Genomic DNA, 16,602 nt, shown 5'->3' on the forward strand with positions numbered 1-16,602 from the left:
CAAGGCGGTCGAGCCGTTCCTGAACGAAGTCCTGAGGCCGTTAGGACTTCAGGTCCGCGAGACACGCCTGGCCCCCCGGACCCTCCCCCTTTACGATCAATGCCCATGTCCACCACCACCTCGCCCGTACCCGTCCTCCGAGGCTCCGGCGGAACCACCCTCCAGGCCGAAGAGGACGCCCTCGTCCTGAGCCGCCGGCGCAAGGAGAAGCGGATCCCGCTCCAGGCCGTCCGTCAAGTCCGCGCCGAGGGCCGAGCCCTCGCCGTGGAGCTCACCGCCCCGGCCGGTACAACCCCCACCGTGTTCCAGGTACGGGGCGTGAGCGCGGTGGCGGCCACGGTGTTCGCCGACGCGGTCACCGCGTGCCTGCCCGAAGACCGGGAATCCGACGGCGCGGCCCTCGTCACCGAAGGCACGCCGACGGAGTCCGAGGACGAGGCGTACTTCCGCACCCTCAAGATCTGTGCGTGGGTCGTCGGCCTCGTGACCGTCGGAGTGGCCGTGGCGATGATGATCACGGGGTCGAGGGCCAGCGCGCTCCTCTTCCTGTTCACCAACCCCATAACCCTGGTGATAGCCGTGCTGGGTCTCTATACGATGAGGACGCCGTACTACGAGTGGTACCTGCCCCGGTACGGCATCACCGTCGAGGCGGTGTACCGCGGCCCCCGGAACTATGCCTACACCGACCTGCACGGCACGACCCGCACCGCCGCCGTCGCGGGCACCGCCCCAACCAGACGGATCGCCTACCACCCGGACAGGGCCGGCGGCGAACCGTTCGCCGCGTACTCGTGGATTTACAAGGTGTTCCGGACCCTCTACTGTCTGGCGTTCCTCATCGTCGCCCTCTCGCTCTTCGCCCTCAACATCTACCTGGCCGTCGACGGCTTCCAACGCGGCTGACTGAACACTTCCGAATGGGTTCGGCCCGGAGGTTCGGCGGTTGGGCTGCTGGGCCGGCCCCGCCACCGGCCACGACGGCTGTTCGTCGACCGCGGCTACGACTACGACAAGTACCGCCGCCTCCTGCGGGCCCGAGGCATCACACCGAAGATCGCCCGCAAGGGCACCGCCGCTACGAGACATGAGCCGACCTCCACCTCGGGATACTCCAACTCGCCTGCAGCACGGCCGCCTACGCGTACGGCCAGGATCTCGCCGCGCCGGGCCCACGGCTTCGGCGGCATGGACCTCCCGCTCGGAGAGCACGGTGTACCCGCTCGCCTCCAGCGCCATCCCGGCGTCCGCGACGGCCAGGGGCAGTCGTTGACGCCGTTGACCGGCTGGTGCGGGGGCGCACGGAGAAACCGAACGGCAGGGCCGTATCCTGAGGCAGGCGACGCAGGCACTGCCGATGCGTCGCAGCCGTCCGTCGCCGCCAACGCCAGGTACCGGGTGCCCGGCAAACGATCGGGAGTTGACAAGTGATCAGTCTGGCCGCAGCGGGGGGAGTGGCCCTGGTCGAATTGGGCATGGCCCTGACGCCGGGACCGAACATGATCCACCTCGCCTCACGCGCGATCACCCAAGGCCGCAGGGCCGGCCTCGTCAGCCTGAGCGGGACCGCCGTGGGATTCCTGTGCTATCTGCTGGCTGCGGCCGCCGGCCTGTCCGCGTTGTTCGCCGCCGTGCCGCTCGCGTACACGATGGTCAAGCTCGCCGGGGCCGCCTACCTGGCCTACCTGGCCTGGGACATGCTCAAGCCCGGTGGCCGCTCCCCCTTCGCTCCAGCACAGGACCTGCCTCCCATCTCCGATGCCCGCCTGTTCTCAATGGGGCTTCTGACCAACCTGCTCAACCCCAAGATCGCTCTCCTGTACGCCGCTCTTCTGCCCCAGTTCATGGATCCGCAGGCGGGTCCGGCCTGGGCACAGCTGCTGCAGCTCGGCAGTGTGCAGATCATCGTGGGGGTCTCCGTGAACGCTCTGGTCATGCTGAGCGCAGCACGGGTGTCAGGGTTTCTTGCTACCCGGCCCCGCGTGATGACCGCTCAGCGGTTCGCGGCAGGCGGCTTGCTCGGTGTCTTCGCGCTGCGCACAGCCCTGTCCCGGACCCCTGTCTCGGCCTGAGCCGTGTATGTGCACCGGTGAGACCGGACGTGGAGCGATCTGACGGACGAGCGGAGCGTGACAGCGTTCTCTCCCTCAGAGAGCTCATTCTGAAATGATCAGTCAGGCACCTCTCCCTGGCGGAAGAGTGACTACCCCCGACGCCTGTTCTCCCCTGACCGTCCCGCTTCCAGAACGCGTTCGCGGTCCCAGCGCAGTTCGGGAACGCCCTGCTGGTCGCGCGCTGCCCATAGCTCCCCCTCGGCCACGGCCGGGCAGTGCGGTCGCCTCACGCTCCGGCATGTGCGACGGCGGGGCTACGGTCTGCGCCCAGCTCTCTCCGGAAGTGCGTCGTTCCGGCCGGCCACCCGGGCGCCCCCTCCCCCGCCGCTAGCCGCTTCGCTCAGCCCGAAGTACCCGCAGCCGCCGACGCAGGTGGCCACGGAGGCTCCCCCGTCGTCGCGGACTGCGAGGCCGCTTCGGCGGGCCGAGTGCTCGCCGCCTCCACGCAAGGTCCGCACAGTATCGCTGTCGCTGCGCGAAGGCCGGCGCCGCCCGCGCACCGCCTCCCGGCTCGGCGGCCTCGCGCATGTCCCACGATGCGGGAACGCCCCTTTCCTCATCATCCCCATGCCCCTTGCCGGGCGTCCCGAGGTCGGCCACCTCGCCGGGATTCTTGCCGTGGCAGGCCAGGGCGCTGCGTTCAGCCACCAAGGACGACCGGGGCCGCGATCGCCGGGCCGAACGCGCCGCCGAGTTGGTAGCCCAGGTTGAACAGGCCGATCGCCGTGGGGCGCTGGGAGGCGGGCGCGCTTTGGCCGGCGAGCACCGCGAGCGTGGCCTGACCCGCGCTCGTCGTGAACACGGCCAGCATGGCGACGGGCAGGAGCAGACGCCCAGGGGGGCAGAGAGCGGTGAGCGGCGCCAAGGCTCCGGTGGCGAGCAGGATGGCCAGGGACCGGGGGCGGCCCAGCTGGGCCGCAGCCACGGCCGGCGCCATGGAGAGCACCGAGCCGGCGAGGAGGGCGACCAGTTGACCGGTGCCGATCGTGGAGGTCTGTGCGGGCGCTGAAGGGCAATGAACCTCCCAAACGACTGCGGTCCCGGCCACGGCTCGCCCGGCCGGGACACCAGCTTGCTCCTGGGCCTCGCGCGGGCCGGATCACGGTCGACGCGCTGGCAGAGGAGGCCCCCGTCGCGGCGTGCACGCTGGCCGACGCCGCCGATCCGTCGCGGTGGAGCGCGGGCGCGGTGGAGGACTGGGCGGACACAGACCACCAGGTTCTCCTGGCGGGGAGCCGTGCCGCTCGGGGGGATGGCACGGCTCCCCGACAAAGGGGGTCGCAGCGCGAACGGTCCTGTCAGCGAAGCGCAGCTGCCCCCTCCTGCTTACGGCCGGGCCACGGTCCGCGCGACCGGCGCCGGGCGAGTTGGCGGCTCCAGTCCCTCGTACGGGTTGCCTCCCGTGAGCGGTGAACCGGTGGGCCAGACGGGGCCGTCATCGGGACATGTACGGCCCGACGCCGCCGGAGCCGACACCCGCGACGGCACACAACTGAACCTCAACGGCGAGTACTTCGTCATCAAGAACATCACCACCCGGGCCGTCAACACCAACGGCTACGTCCCCGACATCACCACCAACACCTACGGGCGCGCGCTGCCCTCCTATAGCCTGCCGGCCGGAGCGAAGGCGTACGTGCACACCGGCAGCGGACGCCACTACCGCGACAGCGGCGGCGCGCACCACATCTACCGTGGCTACACCCGCCATGTACTGCTGAACACCGCCACCGCGAAGAACCCGGACCTGCGGCTGAAGAGGCCCGGCAGCCTGGACGACAGCACGAGCGCTGACAGCATCTCCAGCTGTAACTGGAACACGGCTGCCGACGGCACCACATACGCCCGCCAACCCTGGTCACGGACCCCCTTGCCCTGGGGCAGCGATGAGGGCTGTGTACGGGCCGCGTCGACGTAGTGGATGTCGGTACTGCACGCAGCCCCTGGGCTAGAACCGCCCGGCATATGCGGCTAGCCAGCGGTCCTGCCGAGCGACGAGCCCGCTTCGCGTGCGTCGATGAGCTGGTCCCAGTGCTCCGCCGTCCAGGCGCACGCCGCGTCCATAGGCACGAGGAGGCTGCAGCCGAGGGGGGTCAGCTCGTACACGACCCGGCGCACTGGCTCGGTGTGGACCGTGCGGGCGATCAGGCCGTCGCGCTCCAGCGCGCGGAGCGACTGTGTGAGGACCTTGGAGGTGATGCCACGGAGTGGGACCCGCAGTTCCGAGAACCGCCGCGGTCCCTGTTCGAGACAGCGGATGATCATCCCTCCCCACTTGTCGCCGAAGCGGATCGGCGAGAGGTCGGACGGGCAGACCGGGTCGAACATGTCGGGATCAAGTGGTTCGGTCACCGTGCCACGGTAGCCGGTATCTCCTGGGTAACCGGGGCCTTTTCTATCGTCCGGGGAAGCGGCCGGCGTTCGGATCCGGCCCGCGGACCTGAGGGGAAGTCATGAGCAAGATCATCGTCTTCGGCGCCGGTGGCAGGGCGGGCCGGGCCGCTGTGGCAGAGGCCCGTAATCGGGGCCACCAGGTCACCGCGGCTGTACGCGACCCGGCCGCGCACGCCGGCCTGTCGGCGCTCGATGGCGTACGGACCGTCGCGGGTGACGTCACCGACGTAGGCGGCGTCGCCCGGCTGTCGGCGGGGCACGACGCCGCGATCAGCGCGGTGTACGACCCCGCCGAGCGGCCCGAGGCCTTCTTCACCGCCGCATCCCGTGCCCTCCTCGATGGCCTGATGCGGGCCGGTGTGAACCGGCTCGTGGGGGTCGGTCTGGCCTCGGTTCTGGAGACGTCCTCCGGGGCCCTCCTGATGGATACCCCTGGCTACCCCCAGGAGTACCGCGGCTTCTACCTGGGGCACGCGGCGGCCACCGACGTGCTGCGCGCCGCGACCTCCGGCCCGGACTGGCTGGTCCTCAGCCCAGCGGGCGACTTCGACCACAGCGGCGCCCGCACCGGTCGGTACCGTACGGCCCCGGCCGAGGCGACCAGCCGCATCACCCTCGCCGACTTCGCGATCGCGCTGCTCGACGAGATCGACGCCCCACGGCACCACCGCGCGCACATCGGCGTCGAGGCCGGCTGATGGACGGGCGGGAGGAGATCACCGACAGTCCCGACGCGTGGGTGGCGCGGCACATCCGCCGGTACGTCGAGACGAGCGGCCGGGCCAGGCCAGGCATGAACGACCTGCTCCTGACGACCCGCGGCCGCAAGTCCGGGAAACTGCGCCGCACGGCCCTGCTACACGTGCGGGACGGCGACCGCTATGTCCTCGTCGCCTCCAATAGGGGAGCCGACCGTCATCCGGCCTGGTACCTCAACCTGACGGCGAACCCGGATGTCACGCTCCAGGTCGGGCCGAAGACCTTCCCCGCGACCGCAAGAACGGCCACGCCCGACGAGAGGCCGCGGCTGTGGGCGCTCGTCGTGGCGGCCATGCCGTCGTACCAGGACTACCAGGAAGCGACCGACCGCGAGATCCCGGTCGTGGTGGTCGACCGCGCGCGCCGGGAACAGCCGTAGGACCTGTCCGGAAAGTCATGGGCGCAGAATCAGAGACAGGCAAGGGTGACCATGGCCTGCTGGTGACGCGACGTGCAGCTCCCGTGGATCATTGCATCGGGTACACCCGCTCGCCGGCGTTCGCTGACCGTGTCCGTCGATGAGGGTTCTCGTTGAAGCTGCTGGTGCCGCCTCACGCTGCCGCGACGGTGCCCGGCTGAGTGCCTCTCGCCCATGACCCGAGGACTGGTAGGCCCTAGACGCTCCGCGTCTTCGCAGCAGGCAAAGTGTGACCTGCCACGGTCAGCGTGCGCTCATGGGGCGACGCAAGAAGGGACCGAGTATGCCTTCCCACGCCCGCAAGAATGCGGCACGTCAGCACAAGGAACTGTCTGGGCTGAATCGACGGGCCGCTCTCCAGGCGATTCGCGACACCCTCCCGCCCGCGCCGCGAGCGCGCAGCGCGACGACGGCGCCTTCCGGCGGCCCGGCGCCCGAGATTGTCCCGGCGGAACTGATCGCGCTGGTCCAGTCGCTGACGCGTTCCGGCAGCGAGCATCTCGACGAGGCCGTCCGTAGGGCACGCCGGAATGCCGGCGCTCCGAGCGAGTGGAACCGCTTGGTGCTCTACTCGCTCACCGACGCACTGGCTTACAACGTCCTGCTCGTGGGCGCTCTCGCCGCGTACCTCCAGGAGCAGGGCATCGACCCGGAACTATTGCGCAGTCATCTCCAGTCTCCCGATCCTGACCGGTACGTCACCCAGCAGGCCCTGGACCTGGTGGCCGGGCTCCTGGGTAGAACCGTCACCGAAGGCCGGGTGGAGCCCACGTGGCACTTCGTCGGCAGGCACATCGCCGAGCGCGGCCTCGCACCCGACAGGAACTAGAGACGTTCGGAGCGGCCCGAGCCGGGGACGCGGCGGTGACCGCGGGCGAGAACGGCTCGGGACCTGCGCGCCGGGTCCTGGTCTTTGAGGAGGCCGGAGCCCCTACGGCTGCGCCAGGCGGTCTGCGACCTGGTGCAGGATGGCGGCGAGGCTGAGCCGCTGTCGGCGGTAGACGGTGTCCTTGCCGACACCCGCTCGCGCCGCGACCGCACCCGTGGACATCGCCGCGTAGCCGCTTTTGACAACCAGCTCGGCGGCGGCTGGACGATCGCGGCACCGGGCCGCTCGTCCCTGGGCCGCCCTCATGCGGCGGGGGAAGAAGTCATGCCCCCACATTGCCGCGGGTCTACCCGTATGGATAAGAGTGCTCGGGATCAGTGGGTCAGGTGCCAGTCGGTGGGGACGGGCATGCTCATGTGGGGTGCGAGGGAGCGAGCGCGCTGCCACATGCCGTGGGCCTGCTCGGTAGGGCGCTGCTGTTCGCCGTGCAGGGCGTTGAGGATGACCAGGCCGCCGGTCAGTGCGGGAACGGCCCACTGCATGCAGGCCAGCTGCCGCTGGGCCTTGTCGGTGTCGATGGGGTGCTTGGCGGCCTTCTCGGCGTCCTGAGGGTCGGAAGAGGCCGCCAGTTCGATCTTCTTGCCCAGCACGCGGCTGTAGGCGGTGGCCGCGAGGGCGGCGCCTGTCAGGACGGTCTTGGCAAGGGTGGACCCGGCCACACCCTGCTGCGTGGCGACCCGAGAGGCGTTCGCGGCGAGCAGACCGCCGGAACCGAAAAGGTGCGTGGCGATCGCCGCCGCGTTGACGGGGGTCCACTTCGCCCAGCCGGAGCTGGCGATCCTCGCGGTGGTCGCCCAGGTGCCGCCCTCGTCGCGGGCCGCGCCGTTCAGCCCGACCGCGCCCATGAGGGAGCCGCCGAACCAGGCAGCCAGCCCGACATCGTGCATGCTGCGCAGCATCGTGTTCCGTGACGACATGACCGGCTCCCTTGGTCCAGGCGGATGAAGCCCGGGCGAGGCGGCCGGGCGCCTCTTCACCGTCGCCGAGCAGGCGGCCGGCCGCCATCGCGGTTGGTGCGAACGGAGTAGATACACCAAGAAGGCGAGCGCCCTCGGTGGCGGACGGCAGCCTTGGCGTGGAGTGGCCGTCGGAGAGGGGAGCCGGAGCTGCGGGCCCGGGTGAGTCACGAGCTCGGGCACCACCTCAACGCGCTGCTGCGCACGAGGCCACGGGGGCGGGGAACCCGTGCTCCCATCTGATGTGGTCAGTCGGTGGACAGCGCTTCAAGAAGGTCGCCGACCTTCGGGTCGGGAAGAGCGCGGGCGACGTCGGCCTGGGCGACGATGCCGACCAGGCGGTGACCATCGATCACGGGCAGGCGGCGAACCTTGTGCGAGGTCATGGTGCGCAGGATCTCCTCGGCCTCGTCGTCGGCGCCGATGGTGACCGCCTCGCCCTGGGCAAGGTCGCCAGCCTTGACCTGAGCGGGATCCTTGCCGACGCCGAGGACTTTCACCACGATGTCGCGGTCGGTGAGCATGCCCTTGAGCTTGTCGTCGGTGCCGCAGATCGGCAGCGCGCCCACCCCGAGCTCGGTCATCTTCTTCGCGGCCTCGAGCACTGTCTCCTCGGCGCCGATGCACTCGGCGCCTTCCGTCATGATCTCGCGAGCCGTCGTCATCCCAGCAACCTCCATGGTCGTGTTGTGAGCGGTCTGTCCCGGTGCCGCCAGCTGGCTCCGGGCGGGAAGACGTGTGCCCCGTGGGCGTGGCGGGTAACGCCGTCTGCCGGTCAACCACCCGGCAGCCGGGCGGAAGGCGGCAAGCCGTCACTCCTGGGTGTCGGGCAAGGCGAGGGAGCAGTCGGCCGTGATCGCGCCCATGAGCCGTACCAGGTCGCTTCACGCTCAATCGCGGCGACCGGCAGGCTGTGCCCGGTCCTCCGACGGGTCGAAGGCCGGGCCCGGCTCGTACGCGTAGCCGAAGGCCGACACGTGACTTCGCGGCTCCTGCGCGCTGGCGGCTAGAGCCTGTTTCCTTGAGCGGTCAGTGACTCGTGGGGGGCTGGGTAGGTCGTGCTTGTGTATGGAGACCCTTACTTGGCCGCTCCTGCCACCGTTCAGGTGGGGATGCCCATGTACGGACTCCAGGGGGCCGAGGAGACTTTCTCCTGTACTGCGGTCAACTCCAAGACATGCATCCGCTCGATGTACTAGAAGGAATCTAGTGGTGGCAACGCTTCCAGAGATCACAGCCCTGTTGGGCGAACCCCGGTTCAACTGGTCGGATCCGGCTCCATGGATCGAACTTGAGCGGGAGCTCGGTATCGAATTTCCTGCGGACTTCCGTGAGATCGTGGACGCCTACGGTTCGATCGAGATCAACAGGCAGTTGTATCTGCAGCACCCGGCCGGCCATCTTGTGCACAGTCTGGGAGAAAACATCAGGGGGGATCTCGAGCTCTGGCGCGAGGAGGACATGGCGGAGTTCCTGCCGAATCCGGTGGGCGCGAACCCCGGGGAACTGATTCCGGTGGCGTCGGCCACGACCGGCGAGGCAGTTTTCCTTCGCATTCCCGGCAACCCCTCGTCGCCCTGGAGCGTCCTGGTCCAGGAGTTCGACAGTCCGGCCTGGACTCTCTACGAGATGACGTTCAGTGCGTGGTTGCTGGCTTATCTCAAGGGCAGGGACGTGACGTTGTGTTCTCGAAACTTCGCGCCTGACGGCCCGTTCTACGAATGCCTGCCCTGAAAATAAACGCGGTGGTATCTCCTGCCCTGGTGACAGGAGATACCACCGCGTGAAGATTTGCCCGTGACCACTTGGGCCACGTTTTTGATCGCATCGCGGGATTCAGCGGTCTGCTGCGATGACGGACAGCGGACTGATCGTTGACCTGTGCGGTCGGCTGATCGAGTCACTCAACGACTTATGGAAGGCGGTAAGCGAGCCGTGCGGGCTGCCGGAGTGGTTCGGCCGAACCTGGACGCGTGGTCGGACAGGATCGAGATCCGGGGCGTCTCTGAGGCGATCGACAGCCACGACCACCTGGCTGGCGTCTTTGGCGGAGAGCAGAACTGGCTCGTCGCCATGTGCCCTGGCCTGACGAACCCTTCGGACGCCTCGTTCAGCGCCGGGTCCAGATGAGTGTGGCAGCAAGATGAAGTGCGGCCTGGTAAACGATGGCGAGTCCGGGGGCAGTACGGGCACCGGATGCGCGTCACCGGCTTCAGGCAGAAGGTCCTGACCGCGGGCCGCCCGCTTGCTGGTCTGCTCGGCGATCTTCAGCGCGGTGCCGAGGAGAGGTGATCAACACTCACCGGGCGACGGCCCCAACTGACCGGTTTCGCCCCGTCGTTCGCGCCCAGAGACGCAAGCCAGTAGCCTGATCGAACGGAGTCCGTGAGACTTGGGGGGGGTGGGGAGTGCAGGCGCCTGCGACCGTCGTGCAGCTCGCTCTGCTCGTCCTTCTGGTGCTCCCGGGGGTCACCTATCAGTTCGTCCGGGAACGCCGCCGTGGGCCGGTGCCCGGTGAGCGTGATCTGGGTGAGCGGGTGCTGCGGGCGATCGTCGCGTCGATCGCGCTGGACGCCCTGTACGCCGTGGTGGCGGGGCCGGCGCTGGTTCGCCTGGTTCGAGGCAGCGGCGAAGGCTGGGACGGCTTCGCGGAGCGGCCGCGAGTGGTCGGCTTCGTCGCCGTGGTGCTGTTCCTCGTCGTGCCGGCCGTGGCGGCGGTGACCGTTTCCCTGGTGGATCGGCAGCGGCGCAAGGCTCGGTTCCTGCGCACGCCCAGCGCCTGGGACCACGCGTTCCGCGACCGCGAACCGTGCTTCGTGCGCATGCGGCTCAAGGACGGCAACTGGGCGGGCGGCTGGTACGGCGACCGGTCGTACGCCTCCTCGTACCCCCACCCGGCCGAGCTGTACCTCGAATCGGCGCGCGTGATGGGTGCCGACGGGTCGTTCGGCGCTCGCGTGCACGGGACGGCGGGCCTGCTGCTGCGGGCGGAAGACTTCGACGTGCTGGAGTTCGTCGAAGCCGGAGAACCGGCGGCCGTGCCGGAGGAGGAGCGATAATGGCGCACGAACCCGAGCTCTCGCCCGAAGAGGTGGCACTGCTGCAGGAGGCCGTGGAACGCGGCTACACCCCGAAACGCACGGTCGCCGAGCCGGACGAGGCGCCCGGCGGCCCGGCCGGCACCTCGAACGGCCAGCAGGACTGACGCGTGGGTGACGGGTCCGCGAACGACCTGGCCGAGCGGTTCTGGGAGGCGTTCAACGTGGCCCAGCACAGCGCGGACCCCGCGTCGGTCGAGAAGGCGATCGACCTCGGCCATGCCCTGCTGGCCGCCGAGGACGTGGCCGAGCGCCGCTCGGTCCTGTCGAATCTCGGAGGCCTGCTGCAGACCCGCTACCACCAGACCGGCGACTTCGCGCTTCTGCAGGAGGCCGTCCGGGCAGTCACGGAGGCCTACCTCCTGGCGTACGGAAACCCGGAGGATTCAGCGGGTTACGCCAACAACATCGGCATGCTGCTGCACACCGCGTTCCGGCAGAACCAGGACCGCGGAACCCTGGCCGACGCGCTGGACTGGAGCCGGACGGCCGTCGACGAAGAACCGTCCACGCAGAAGGCGTTCTACCTGGGTAACCTCGTTGTCGCGCTGCGGACGGCGTTCACCGTGACGCACGACCTCGCCCGTCTGGCTGAAGCCGCCGAGCACGCGCGGGCCGCCGTCGCATGCTCCCCCGATGACGTGTCCACCGCCAGGAGTCTGCACTTCCTCGCCGTCGTCCTGCGCGACTGGTCCCATGAGACCGGGGAGACTGGTGTCGTGGAGGAAGCCGTCGACGCCGCGCGGCGAGCGGTGGAGCTCACGCCGGCCGGGTCGCCCGACGTGCTCGACCGGTTGAAGAACCTCGCGTACCTTCTCGACGACCGCTACCGGGCTCGCGGAGCGCGAGATGATCTGGCCGAACTGCTTCGGGTCCGGCAGACGCTGATGGCCCACACCCCGGTCACCGATCCACGGCACTCGCAGAACCTCTCCGAGCTGACGACCACGGAACGAGACTGGGCCGCGCTCACCGGCGAGCGCCCGCAATCGAACCGTGGCTGGGAACCTGCCGATACCGAAGCCGAAGTGTGCGGCCGGTACGCCGCCAAGTTCAAACACACCCGGGACTCGGCCCTGCTCGACCGGGCGATCGAGCTCGGGCGTTCGGCGGCGGCGGCGACCCCCGCCGGGCACCCCCGTCGGGGTGTGCGGCTGGACCACTTCGCCACGGCGCTGGCCACCCGCGGTGAAGAGTTCGGGGACCACGCCGCGCTCGCGGAGGCCGTCAGCATCGAGCGGGAGGCGGTCGCGTGCACGCCGGCGGGCCAACCGCTGCGGGTCCAGTTCATGGGCAACCTCGCCGTCAACCTGAACGCGTTGTTCCGCGCGACCGGAGACCTGGCCCACGTCATGGACGCGATCGACGTCGCCCGCCGTGCCGTTGAGGCCACGGCCGGGCGGGGCGACCACCCGCGTTCCCTCGGGATCCTCGCCGTCGTACTGCACAACCGGTTCCGGGTGACCGGCGAGCTGCAGGTGTTGTCGGAGGCGGTCGACCGTGCGCGGGAGTCCGTCCGCCTCGGCGCGAGCCTGGTCGCCGAGCAGGCCCAGCGGCTCTCCAACCTTGGCGCCGTGCTGTCCGACTGGTTCACCAGGACGGGCGAGGCGAGCGTGCTCGACGAGGCGATCGCCGCGCACCGCGCGGCCGCGGATGTGACGGCGGACGACGACCCGGGCCGCGCCGTGCGGCTCGCCAATCTCGGCGGTGTGCTGGAGATGGCGTACGAGAAGTTCGGCGACCAGAACGCGTTGCGGGACGCGATCGCCGCGCGTCGCGCGTCCGTGGCCGCGACTCCGCAGGACAGCCCGCACTGGCCCGGGTACACCGCGAGCCTGGCCGCCGCGCTGGGCGACTGGTGCACGAACCCCGCCGCACCCGCCGACTCGCGACGGGAGCCGCCGGATCCGCAACTCCTCGCCGAGGCGATCGGCCTGGCTCGGAGTGCGGCGCGGAGGACCGGGCAGGACGCCTATTCCCGGGCGGGTTTGCTGACCCTCGTCGCCAACGTCCTGGCGCTCGGCTTCCGGCACCTCGGCGACGGCGACGCGCTGACCGAGGCGCTCGGCCGCTACCGGGAGGCCGCGGCGTCTGCCGGATCGCCGACGGAGAGCCGGGCGGAAGCGGCGGACCGGTGGGGCGCTCTGGCCGCCGAGGCCGGGCAGTTCGACGTGGCCGCCGAGGGGTACGCCGCCGCGGTCCGGCTGCTGCCCCGGCTCGCCGGGCGCCGCCTGGGCCGCGAGGACGCCCAGTACTGGCTTGGCCGGTTCGCCGGGGTCGCCGCCGACGCGGCCGCGTGCGCGCTGGCCGCCGGCGACGAGGTGAGCGCGGTGACCCTGCTCGAATCCGGACGCTGCGTGCTCGCGGCCCAGGCACTCGACAGCCGCGGCGATCTTTCCGACCTGCGCGAGCGGGCGCCCGAGCTGGCCGAACGCTTCCGGACGCTTACCGCGGAGTTCGAAACCGACACCGCGCGCGACCGCGTGGCCCTCGCCGACGAGCTCGACGCGGTGACCGACCGGATCCGCGCGCTGCCCGGGATGGAGCGGTTCCTACGGCCCCCGTTGCTCACCGACCTCACCGCGCAGGCACACGAGGGCCCGATCGTGTACGTCAACGTCAGCCGGCACCGGTGTGACGCGCTGATCATCACTCCGGACGGGGTCCGGTCACGCGCGCTGGACCGGCTGAGCGAAGAGACCGTGAGTCACCGCGTACGCGCTCTGCACACCGCGTTCACAGAGGGGCGGCTGGCCGCCGAGCAGGCGATCCATGACACGCTCGAGTGGCTGTGGGACACCGTCGTGGGCCCTGTGCTCGACGAACTGGGGCTGACGGCGAAACCGGCGGCGGATGGTCCGTGGCCAAGGATCTGGTGGGCCCCGGTCGGGTCGCTCAGCCTGCTCCCCCTGCACGCGGCGGGCCACCACCGCGACGGCGGACCTGTGCTCCTGGACCGCGTCGTCTCCTCGACGACGCCGACGATCCGCGCTCTGGGCCACGCCCGGGCGGGCCGCCGCGACGACCGGAACGAGCCGCGGCTGCTGGTGGTCGCGATGCCGCACACTCCGGACGCCCCGGACCTGCCTGGCGCGCAGGCCGAAGCCGACCACCTGGCCGCTCTCATACCCGGCGCCACGGTCCTCGTCGGCGCGGACGCGACTCGTGACGCCGTTCTCGACGCCTTGCCGACCAGTGGCTGGGCGCACTTCGCCTGCCACGGGTACAGCGACCCGGACAACCCTTCGGACAGCCACCTCGCGCTGCACGACCACGACCGCGCGCCGTTTCGGGTGCTGGACCTTTCCCGACTACGCCTGCGGAACGCGGAGTTCGCGTTCCTGTCGGCGTGCGACACGGCCCGCACCACCGCGCGCCTGTCCGACGAGGCGATCCACCCGTTGGCGGCTTTTCAGATAGCCGGGTTCTCCCAGGTGGTCGGCACACTCTGGCGCGTCGACGACGTCGTAGCGCCGGCTTTCAGTCAGCAGATCTACGGCGAGTTGAGCGCGGATCGATCCGGCGCGTTGTGCGCGTCGGCGGCGGTCCATCGCGCGGTCAGGCAGCTCAGGACGAAGTATCCGAACCTGCCGTCGGTGTGGGCCGCGTACGTCCACGCGGGCGCCTGATGAGGCGCACTCCGTCGTATCGGAGGTTGATCCGCAGCCGACCGGCCGGCTTCGTCGGTAGCTGTCATCGGCACCCGCTCATAGCTCCCCTTTGTGTCAGGCCGTGGGCTCATTCTTGATCTCGGACCCGATGAGCCGCTGAACGAGCTGCGGACCGCCGCCAGGGCATCGGGCAACAGGTCCTTCTCCCGGTACCAGTCGCGCACGTGGTTTTCGGTGACGTGCTTCAGGTACTCGGCACCGGGTTTCGTCGCGTGCCGCAGCAGCATCTCGGTGGAGGGCACGTGGAGGTAGTAGCAGCGTGAGACGCCACGGTGTGCGCTCACCAGGTTCTGGAGCATCGTGCCGTAGCCGTCGGCGTACAGGATGCCTTCCACGACGACGTGGAAGCCGTTGTCCAGGGCGTAGCGGGCGGTGAGGTCGATCAGGCCGATGTTGGCGCCGCCGGGCGGTCGCGTTCGCGCAGCACGGTTCGGCGCAGGTTGTCCTGGCCGACGATCGCGAGGTTGCGGCCGAACTGCTCGCGCAGTCCGGCCGCGACGGACGACTTCCCCGAGGCGCTGTTGCCCCGGACCACGATCAGACGCGTGTCCTGCGTTCCCACCGTGGTCGGCACACTCTGCGTCACTCGTCGTCGCCCGCGATGCTCAGCCGCATCCGGGTCTCGTGGAAGTGCTCCCAGTCCACGACCAGGCGGAAGCGCTGGTGCGCCTCCAGGCGTTCGGCGTCGGCGGGCTCCTGGCCGCGGTACACCCGGGCGTCCCCGGACTCGGCGAGCTCCGCGAGGGCGAGGCGGACGTCGTCGGCGTCCTGGCCGGTTGCGGCCGCCAGCCGGTCCAGGGAGGTGAGGACCTCCTGCGGTTCACCCAGATCGTCGACCAGGTGGTTGATGACGGTGTTGACGAGCGGGCCGGTGCGCATCGTCCAACGGATCCGGTCAAGCCGCTCGGTGAGTTCGGCGTCCAGAGGCAGCACGTCGCCGGGCAGCGGCAGCGCGGCGGGCATCGACCACCGGGTGCCCTCCGGGGATTCCTCGCGGCTGGCCAGGCCCCACGTCAGGTAGAGCTCGGACAGGTCCCGCACCGTCTTGGGTACCGGGAAGCCGGCGGCCGTCAGCATGGCGCCGAACTTCTCCCAGCGGCTCGCCTCACACGCCTCTCGGCCCTCCGGCGCTCCCTCGTAGTCCCACTCCTCGTCGGGCCACGAGAACGTGAGCGCACCATCGAGATCGCCGCCGATCATGGCCCAGTGGCCGCCGAAGATCTCCTGCAGCAGGTCGTCCAGAGAGCCGGTGAAGCCGGACTGGCTCGCGGTCCCGATCAGCATGGTCAGTGGGAAGCCCTGGCGGGGCAGGACGTGGTCCCATCCCGACACCCACCAGTCGTTGTGCATCGCCATGTCCCGGCGCGGGCCAGGTACAGACGGGTTCTCAGTCATCCGCGGCTCTTCCTCGAAAACGGCCGGACGCTCGCAGCGTACGCACTGAGGCGCGGCACGTTTTCACGTGCGTCCGACCCAGGCTTGACGGTCGGGGGCGACGTGCGGTTGCTCGCGTAGGAGACCGCGCAGAACACCCACCCGCGAACTTCGTCCCGCGGCCGGTGCTCACCGGCTCCGCCGCACCTCCCGATCGGCGGCCTCACACTCCGCCTTCCGTCGCCGGGCCGGCGCCGACTGCATCCGGTACAGCCGGTCGCCGTCCGGGGTGTCCAGCGCATCCATCGCCCAGCGTCTGCCACTCCTCCCTGCTCAGCGGCGACGGTCGGGGCGTCCTCGTGTCGCAGAGGCGATCACGGCGGAGACGACGGCGGTCACGATGAGACTGCCCACCATGACCGTCCCCACGCCGATCACGAAGAGGCCGCTGGCGTCGTCCGACCAGTCGTAGTAGGCGGCAACGGTCAGACCGGCGCTGGTGCCGAGCACAGCACCGGCGACGTAGCGCCGGGATGCCGCCCAGTACACCGGTGCCAGGAGACTCAGTACGAGCCCGATCACCTGCCACGCCTCGTAGGGGCCGGTCGTGGATCCATCAGGTTGCACGTCACGATGCTGGTCCCAGCCCAGCCAGGCCGCCCACGCGGTCAGCGCCACCAGAGCCAGTACGGGGATCACCAGCTGGGGAGCGAGTCTCAGTAGTCTTTGTCGCATGGCCCAAGCGTTCCGGCTCACCGCAAAGGCGACCAGAGCGCAGGTACTCAGCCACACCTGAGTCCTTCAGCCAAGAACGCTGGACAAGGCGCGGTACCGTTTGCTCGATGCCATGGGTGGCGAGGAAGCAACGCTGATCATCCGGGCGAACGAGTCACTCCCGCAGGCTTCCCTGGGCGGCATCGAGCGGGTGC

17 protein-coding genes and 2 pseudogenes are annotated in these 16,602 nt (G+C 70.0%); 11 read left to right on the forward strand and 8 right to left on the reverse strand.

The window, feature by feature from the left end:
- The first annotated feature begins 105 nt into the window (after window positions 1-105).
- From ACF06X_RS26825 to ACF06X_RS26835, 3 genes and pseudogenes are all read left to right on the forward strand, one after another.
- The gene (locus ACF06X_RS26825) at window positions 106-906 is read left to right on the forward strand and encodes a hypothetical protein (RefSeq protein ID WP_392289850.1); all 801 of its coding nucleotides are present in this window, start codon (window positions 106-108) and stop codon (window positions 904-906) included.
- 42 nt (window positions 907-948) lie between these two features.
- Window positions 949-1,142: pseudogene (locus ACF06X_RS26830) on the forward strand (IS5/IS1182 family transposase); the annotation flags it as partial.
- Between the two features lie 285 nt (window positions 1,143-1,427).
- A complete protein-coding gene (locus ACF06X_RS26835; RefSeq protein ID WP_392289851.1) occupies window positions 1,428-2,072 on the forward strand; it encodes a LysE family translocator in 645 nt (214 codons plus the stop codon).
- 682 nt (window positions 2,073-2,754) lie between these two features.
- On the opposite strand, the gene ACF06X_RS26840 is transcribed toward ACF06X_RS26835, so the two are convergent.
- Window positions 2,755-3,039, reverse strand: a complete 285-nt coding sequence (locus ACF06X_RS26840) for a hypothetical protein (protein ID WP_392289852.1) — start codon at window positions 3,037-3,039, stop codon at window positions 2,755-2,757.
- Between the two features lie 477 nt (window positions 3,040-3,516).
- Here ACF06X_RS26840 and ACF06X_RS26845 point away from each other — a divergent pair, with 477 nt between their 5' ends.
- Window positions 3,517-4,032, forward strand: a complete 516-nt coding sequence (locus ACF06X_RS26845; protein WP_392289853.1) for a hypothetical protein — start codon at window positions 3,517-3,519, stop codon at window positions 4,030-4,032.
- A gap of 53 nt (window positions 4,033-4,085) precedes the next feature.
- Here the strand turns inward: ACF06X_RS26845 and ACF06X_RS26850 are convergent, their stop codons facing one another.
- Window positions 4,086-4,466, reverse strand: coding sequence for a winged helix-turn-helix transcriptional regulator (locus ACF06X_RS26850; protein WP_392289854.1), 381 nt, complete (start codon window positions 4,464-4,466; stop codon window positions 4,086-4,088).
- 101 nt (window positions 4,467-4,567) lie between these two features.
- Here ACF06X_RS26850 and ACF06X_RS26855 point away from each other — a divergent pair, with 101 nt between their 5' ends.
- The 3 genes from ACF06X_RS26855 to ACF06X_RS26865 all read left to right on the forward strand — a co-directional run bounded on the left by ACF06X_RS26855 (window position 4,568) and on the right by ACF06X_RS26865 (window position 6,514).
- Entirely contained in the window at window positions 4,568-5,206 is a 639-nt protein-coding gene (locus tag ACF06X_RS26855) for an NAD(P)-dependent oxidoreductase (RefSeq protein WP_392289855.1), read from the forward strand.
- The gene (locus ACF06X_RS26860; RefSeq protein ID WP_392289856.1) at window positions 5,206-5,646 is read left to right on the forward strand and encodes a nitroreductase family deazaflavin-dependent oxidoreductase; all 441 of its coding nucleotides are present in this window, start codon (window positions 5,206-5,208) and stop codon (window positions 5,644-5,646) included. Before ACF06X_RS26855 ends, ACF06X_RS26860 begins: the two co-directional genes overlap by 1 nt.
- A 322-nt stretch (window positions 5,647-5,968) precedes the next feature.
- A complete protein-coding gene (locus ACF06X_RS26865; RefSeq protein ID WP_392289857.1) occupies window positions 5,969-6,514 on the forward strand; it encodes a hypothetical protein in 546 nt (181 codons plus the stop codon).
- Between the two features lie 102 nt (window positions 6,515-6,616).
- On the opposite strand, the gene ACF06X_RS26870 is transcribed toward ACF06X_RS26865, so the two are convergent.
- The 3 genes from ACF06X_RS26870 to ACF06X_RS26880 form a co-directional block, all read right to left on the reverse strand.
- Entirely contained in the window at window positions 6,617-6,736 is a 120-nt protein-coding gene (locus ACF06X_RS26870; protein WP_392289858.1) for a hypothetical protein, read from the reverse strand.
- Window positions 6,737-6,888: 152 nt separating this feature from the next.
- Complete coding sequence (locus ACF06X_RS26875) at window positions 6,889-7,491, reverse strand: hypothetical protein (RefSeq protein WP_392289859.1); 603 nt, start codon at window positions 7,489-7,491, stop codon at window positions 6,889-6,891.
- A 287-nt stretch (window positions 7,492-7,778) separates the two neighbouring features.
- Window positions 7,779-8,195 (reverse strand): CBS domain-containing protein, encoded by a 417-nt coding sequence (locus tag ACF06X_RS26880; protein ID WP_392289860.1) that lies wholly within the window; start codon window positions 8,193-8,195, stop codon window positions 7,779-7,781.
- Window positions 8,196-8,742: 547 nt separating this feature from the next.
- Here ACF06X_RS26880 and ACF06X_RS26885 point away from each other — a divergent pair.
- From ACF06X_RS26885 to ACF06X_RS26900, 4 genes are all read left to right on the forward strand, one after another.
- Complete coding sequence (locus ACF06X_RS26885) at window positions 8,743-9,264, forward strand: SMI1/KNR4 family protein (RefSeq protein WP_392289861.1); 522 nt, start codon at window positions 8,743-8,745, stop codon at window positions 9,262-9,264.
- Between the two features lie 674 nt (window positions 9,265-9,938).
- A complete protein-coding gene (locus ACF06X_RS26890; RefSeq protein WP_392289862.1) occupies window positions 9,939-10,589 on the forward strand; it encodes a DUF6338 family protein in 651 nt (216 codons plus the stop codon).
- Complete coding sequence (locus tag ACF06X_RS26895) at window positions 10,589-10,735, forward strand: hypothetical protein (protein ID WP_392289863.1); 147 nt, start codon at window positions 10,589-10,591, stop codon at window positions 10,733-10,735. The genes ACF06X_RS26890 and ACF06X_RS26895 overlap by 1 nt, the downstream gene beginning before the upstream one ends.
- A 3-nt stretch (window positions 10,736-10,738) precedes the next feature.
- Window positions 10,739-14,257: a CHAT domain-containing protein gene (locus ACF06X_RS26900; protein WP_392289864.1), complete on the forward strand. Its 3,519-nt coding sequence runs from the start codon at window positions 10,739-10,741 to the stop codon at window positions 14,255-14,257.
- A gap of 152 nt (window positions 14,258-14,409) precedes the next feature.
- Here ACF06X_RS26900 and ACF06X_RS26905 read toward each other — a convergent pair.
- The 3 genes and pseudogenes from ACF06X_RS26905 to ACF06X_RS26915 form a co-directional block, all read right to left on the reverse strand.
- A pseudogene (locus ACF06X_RS26905) lies at window positions 14,410-14,861 on the reverse strand (AAA family ATPase); the annotation flags it as partial.
- A gap of 20 nt (window positions 14,862-14,881) precedes the next feature.
- Complete coding sequence (locus ACF06X_RS26910) at window positions 14,882-15,694, reverse strand: DUF6042 family protein (protein WP_392289865.1); 813 nt, start codon at window positions 15,692-15,694, stop codon at window positions 14,882-14,884.
- A 312-nt stretch (window positions 15,695-16,006) separates the two neighbouring features.
- On the reverse strand, window positions 16,007-16,408 hold the full coding sequence (locus tag ACF06X_RS26915; protein WP_392289866.1) for a hypothetical protein: 402 nt from the start codon (window positions 16,406-16,408) through the stop codon (window positions 16,007-16,009).
- Between the last annotated feature and the right edge of the window lie 194 nt (window positions 16,409-16,602).

This window comes from Streptomyces sp. NPDC015346 (assembly GCF_043078785.1).
In the GTDB taxonomy this organism is placed as follows: Bacteria; Actinomycetota; Actinomycetes; order Streptomycetales; family Streptomycetaceae; genus Streptomyces.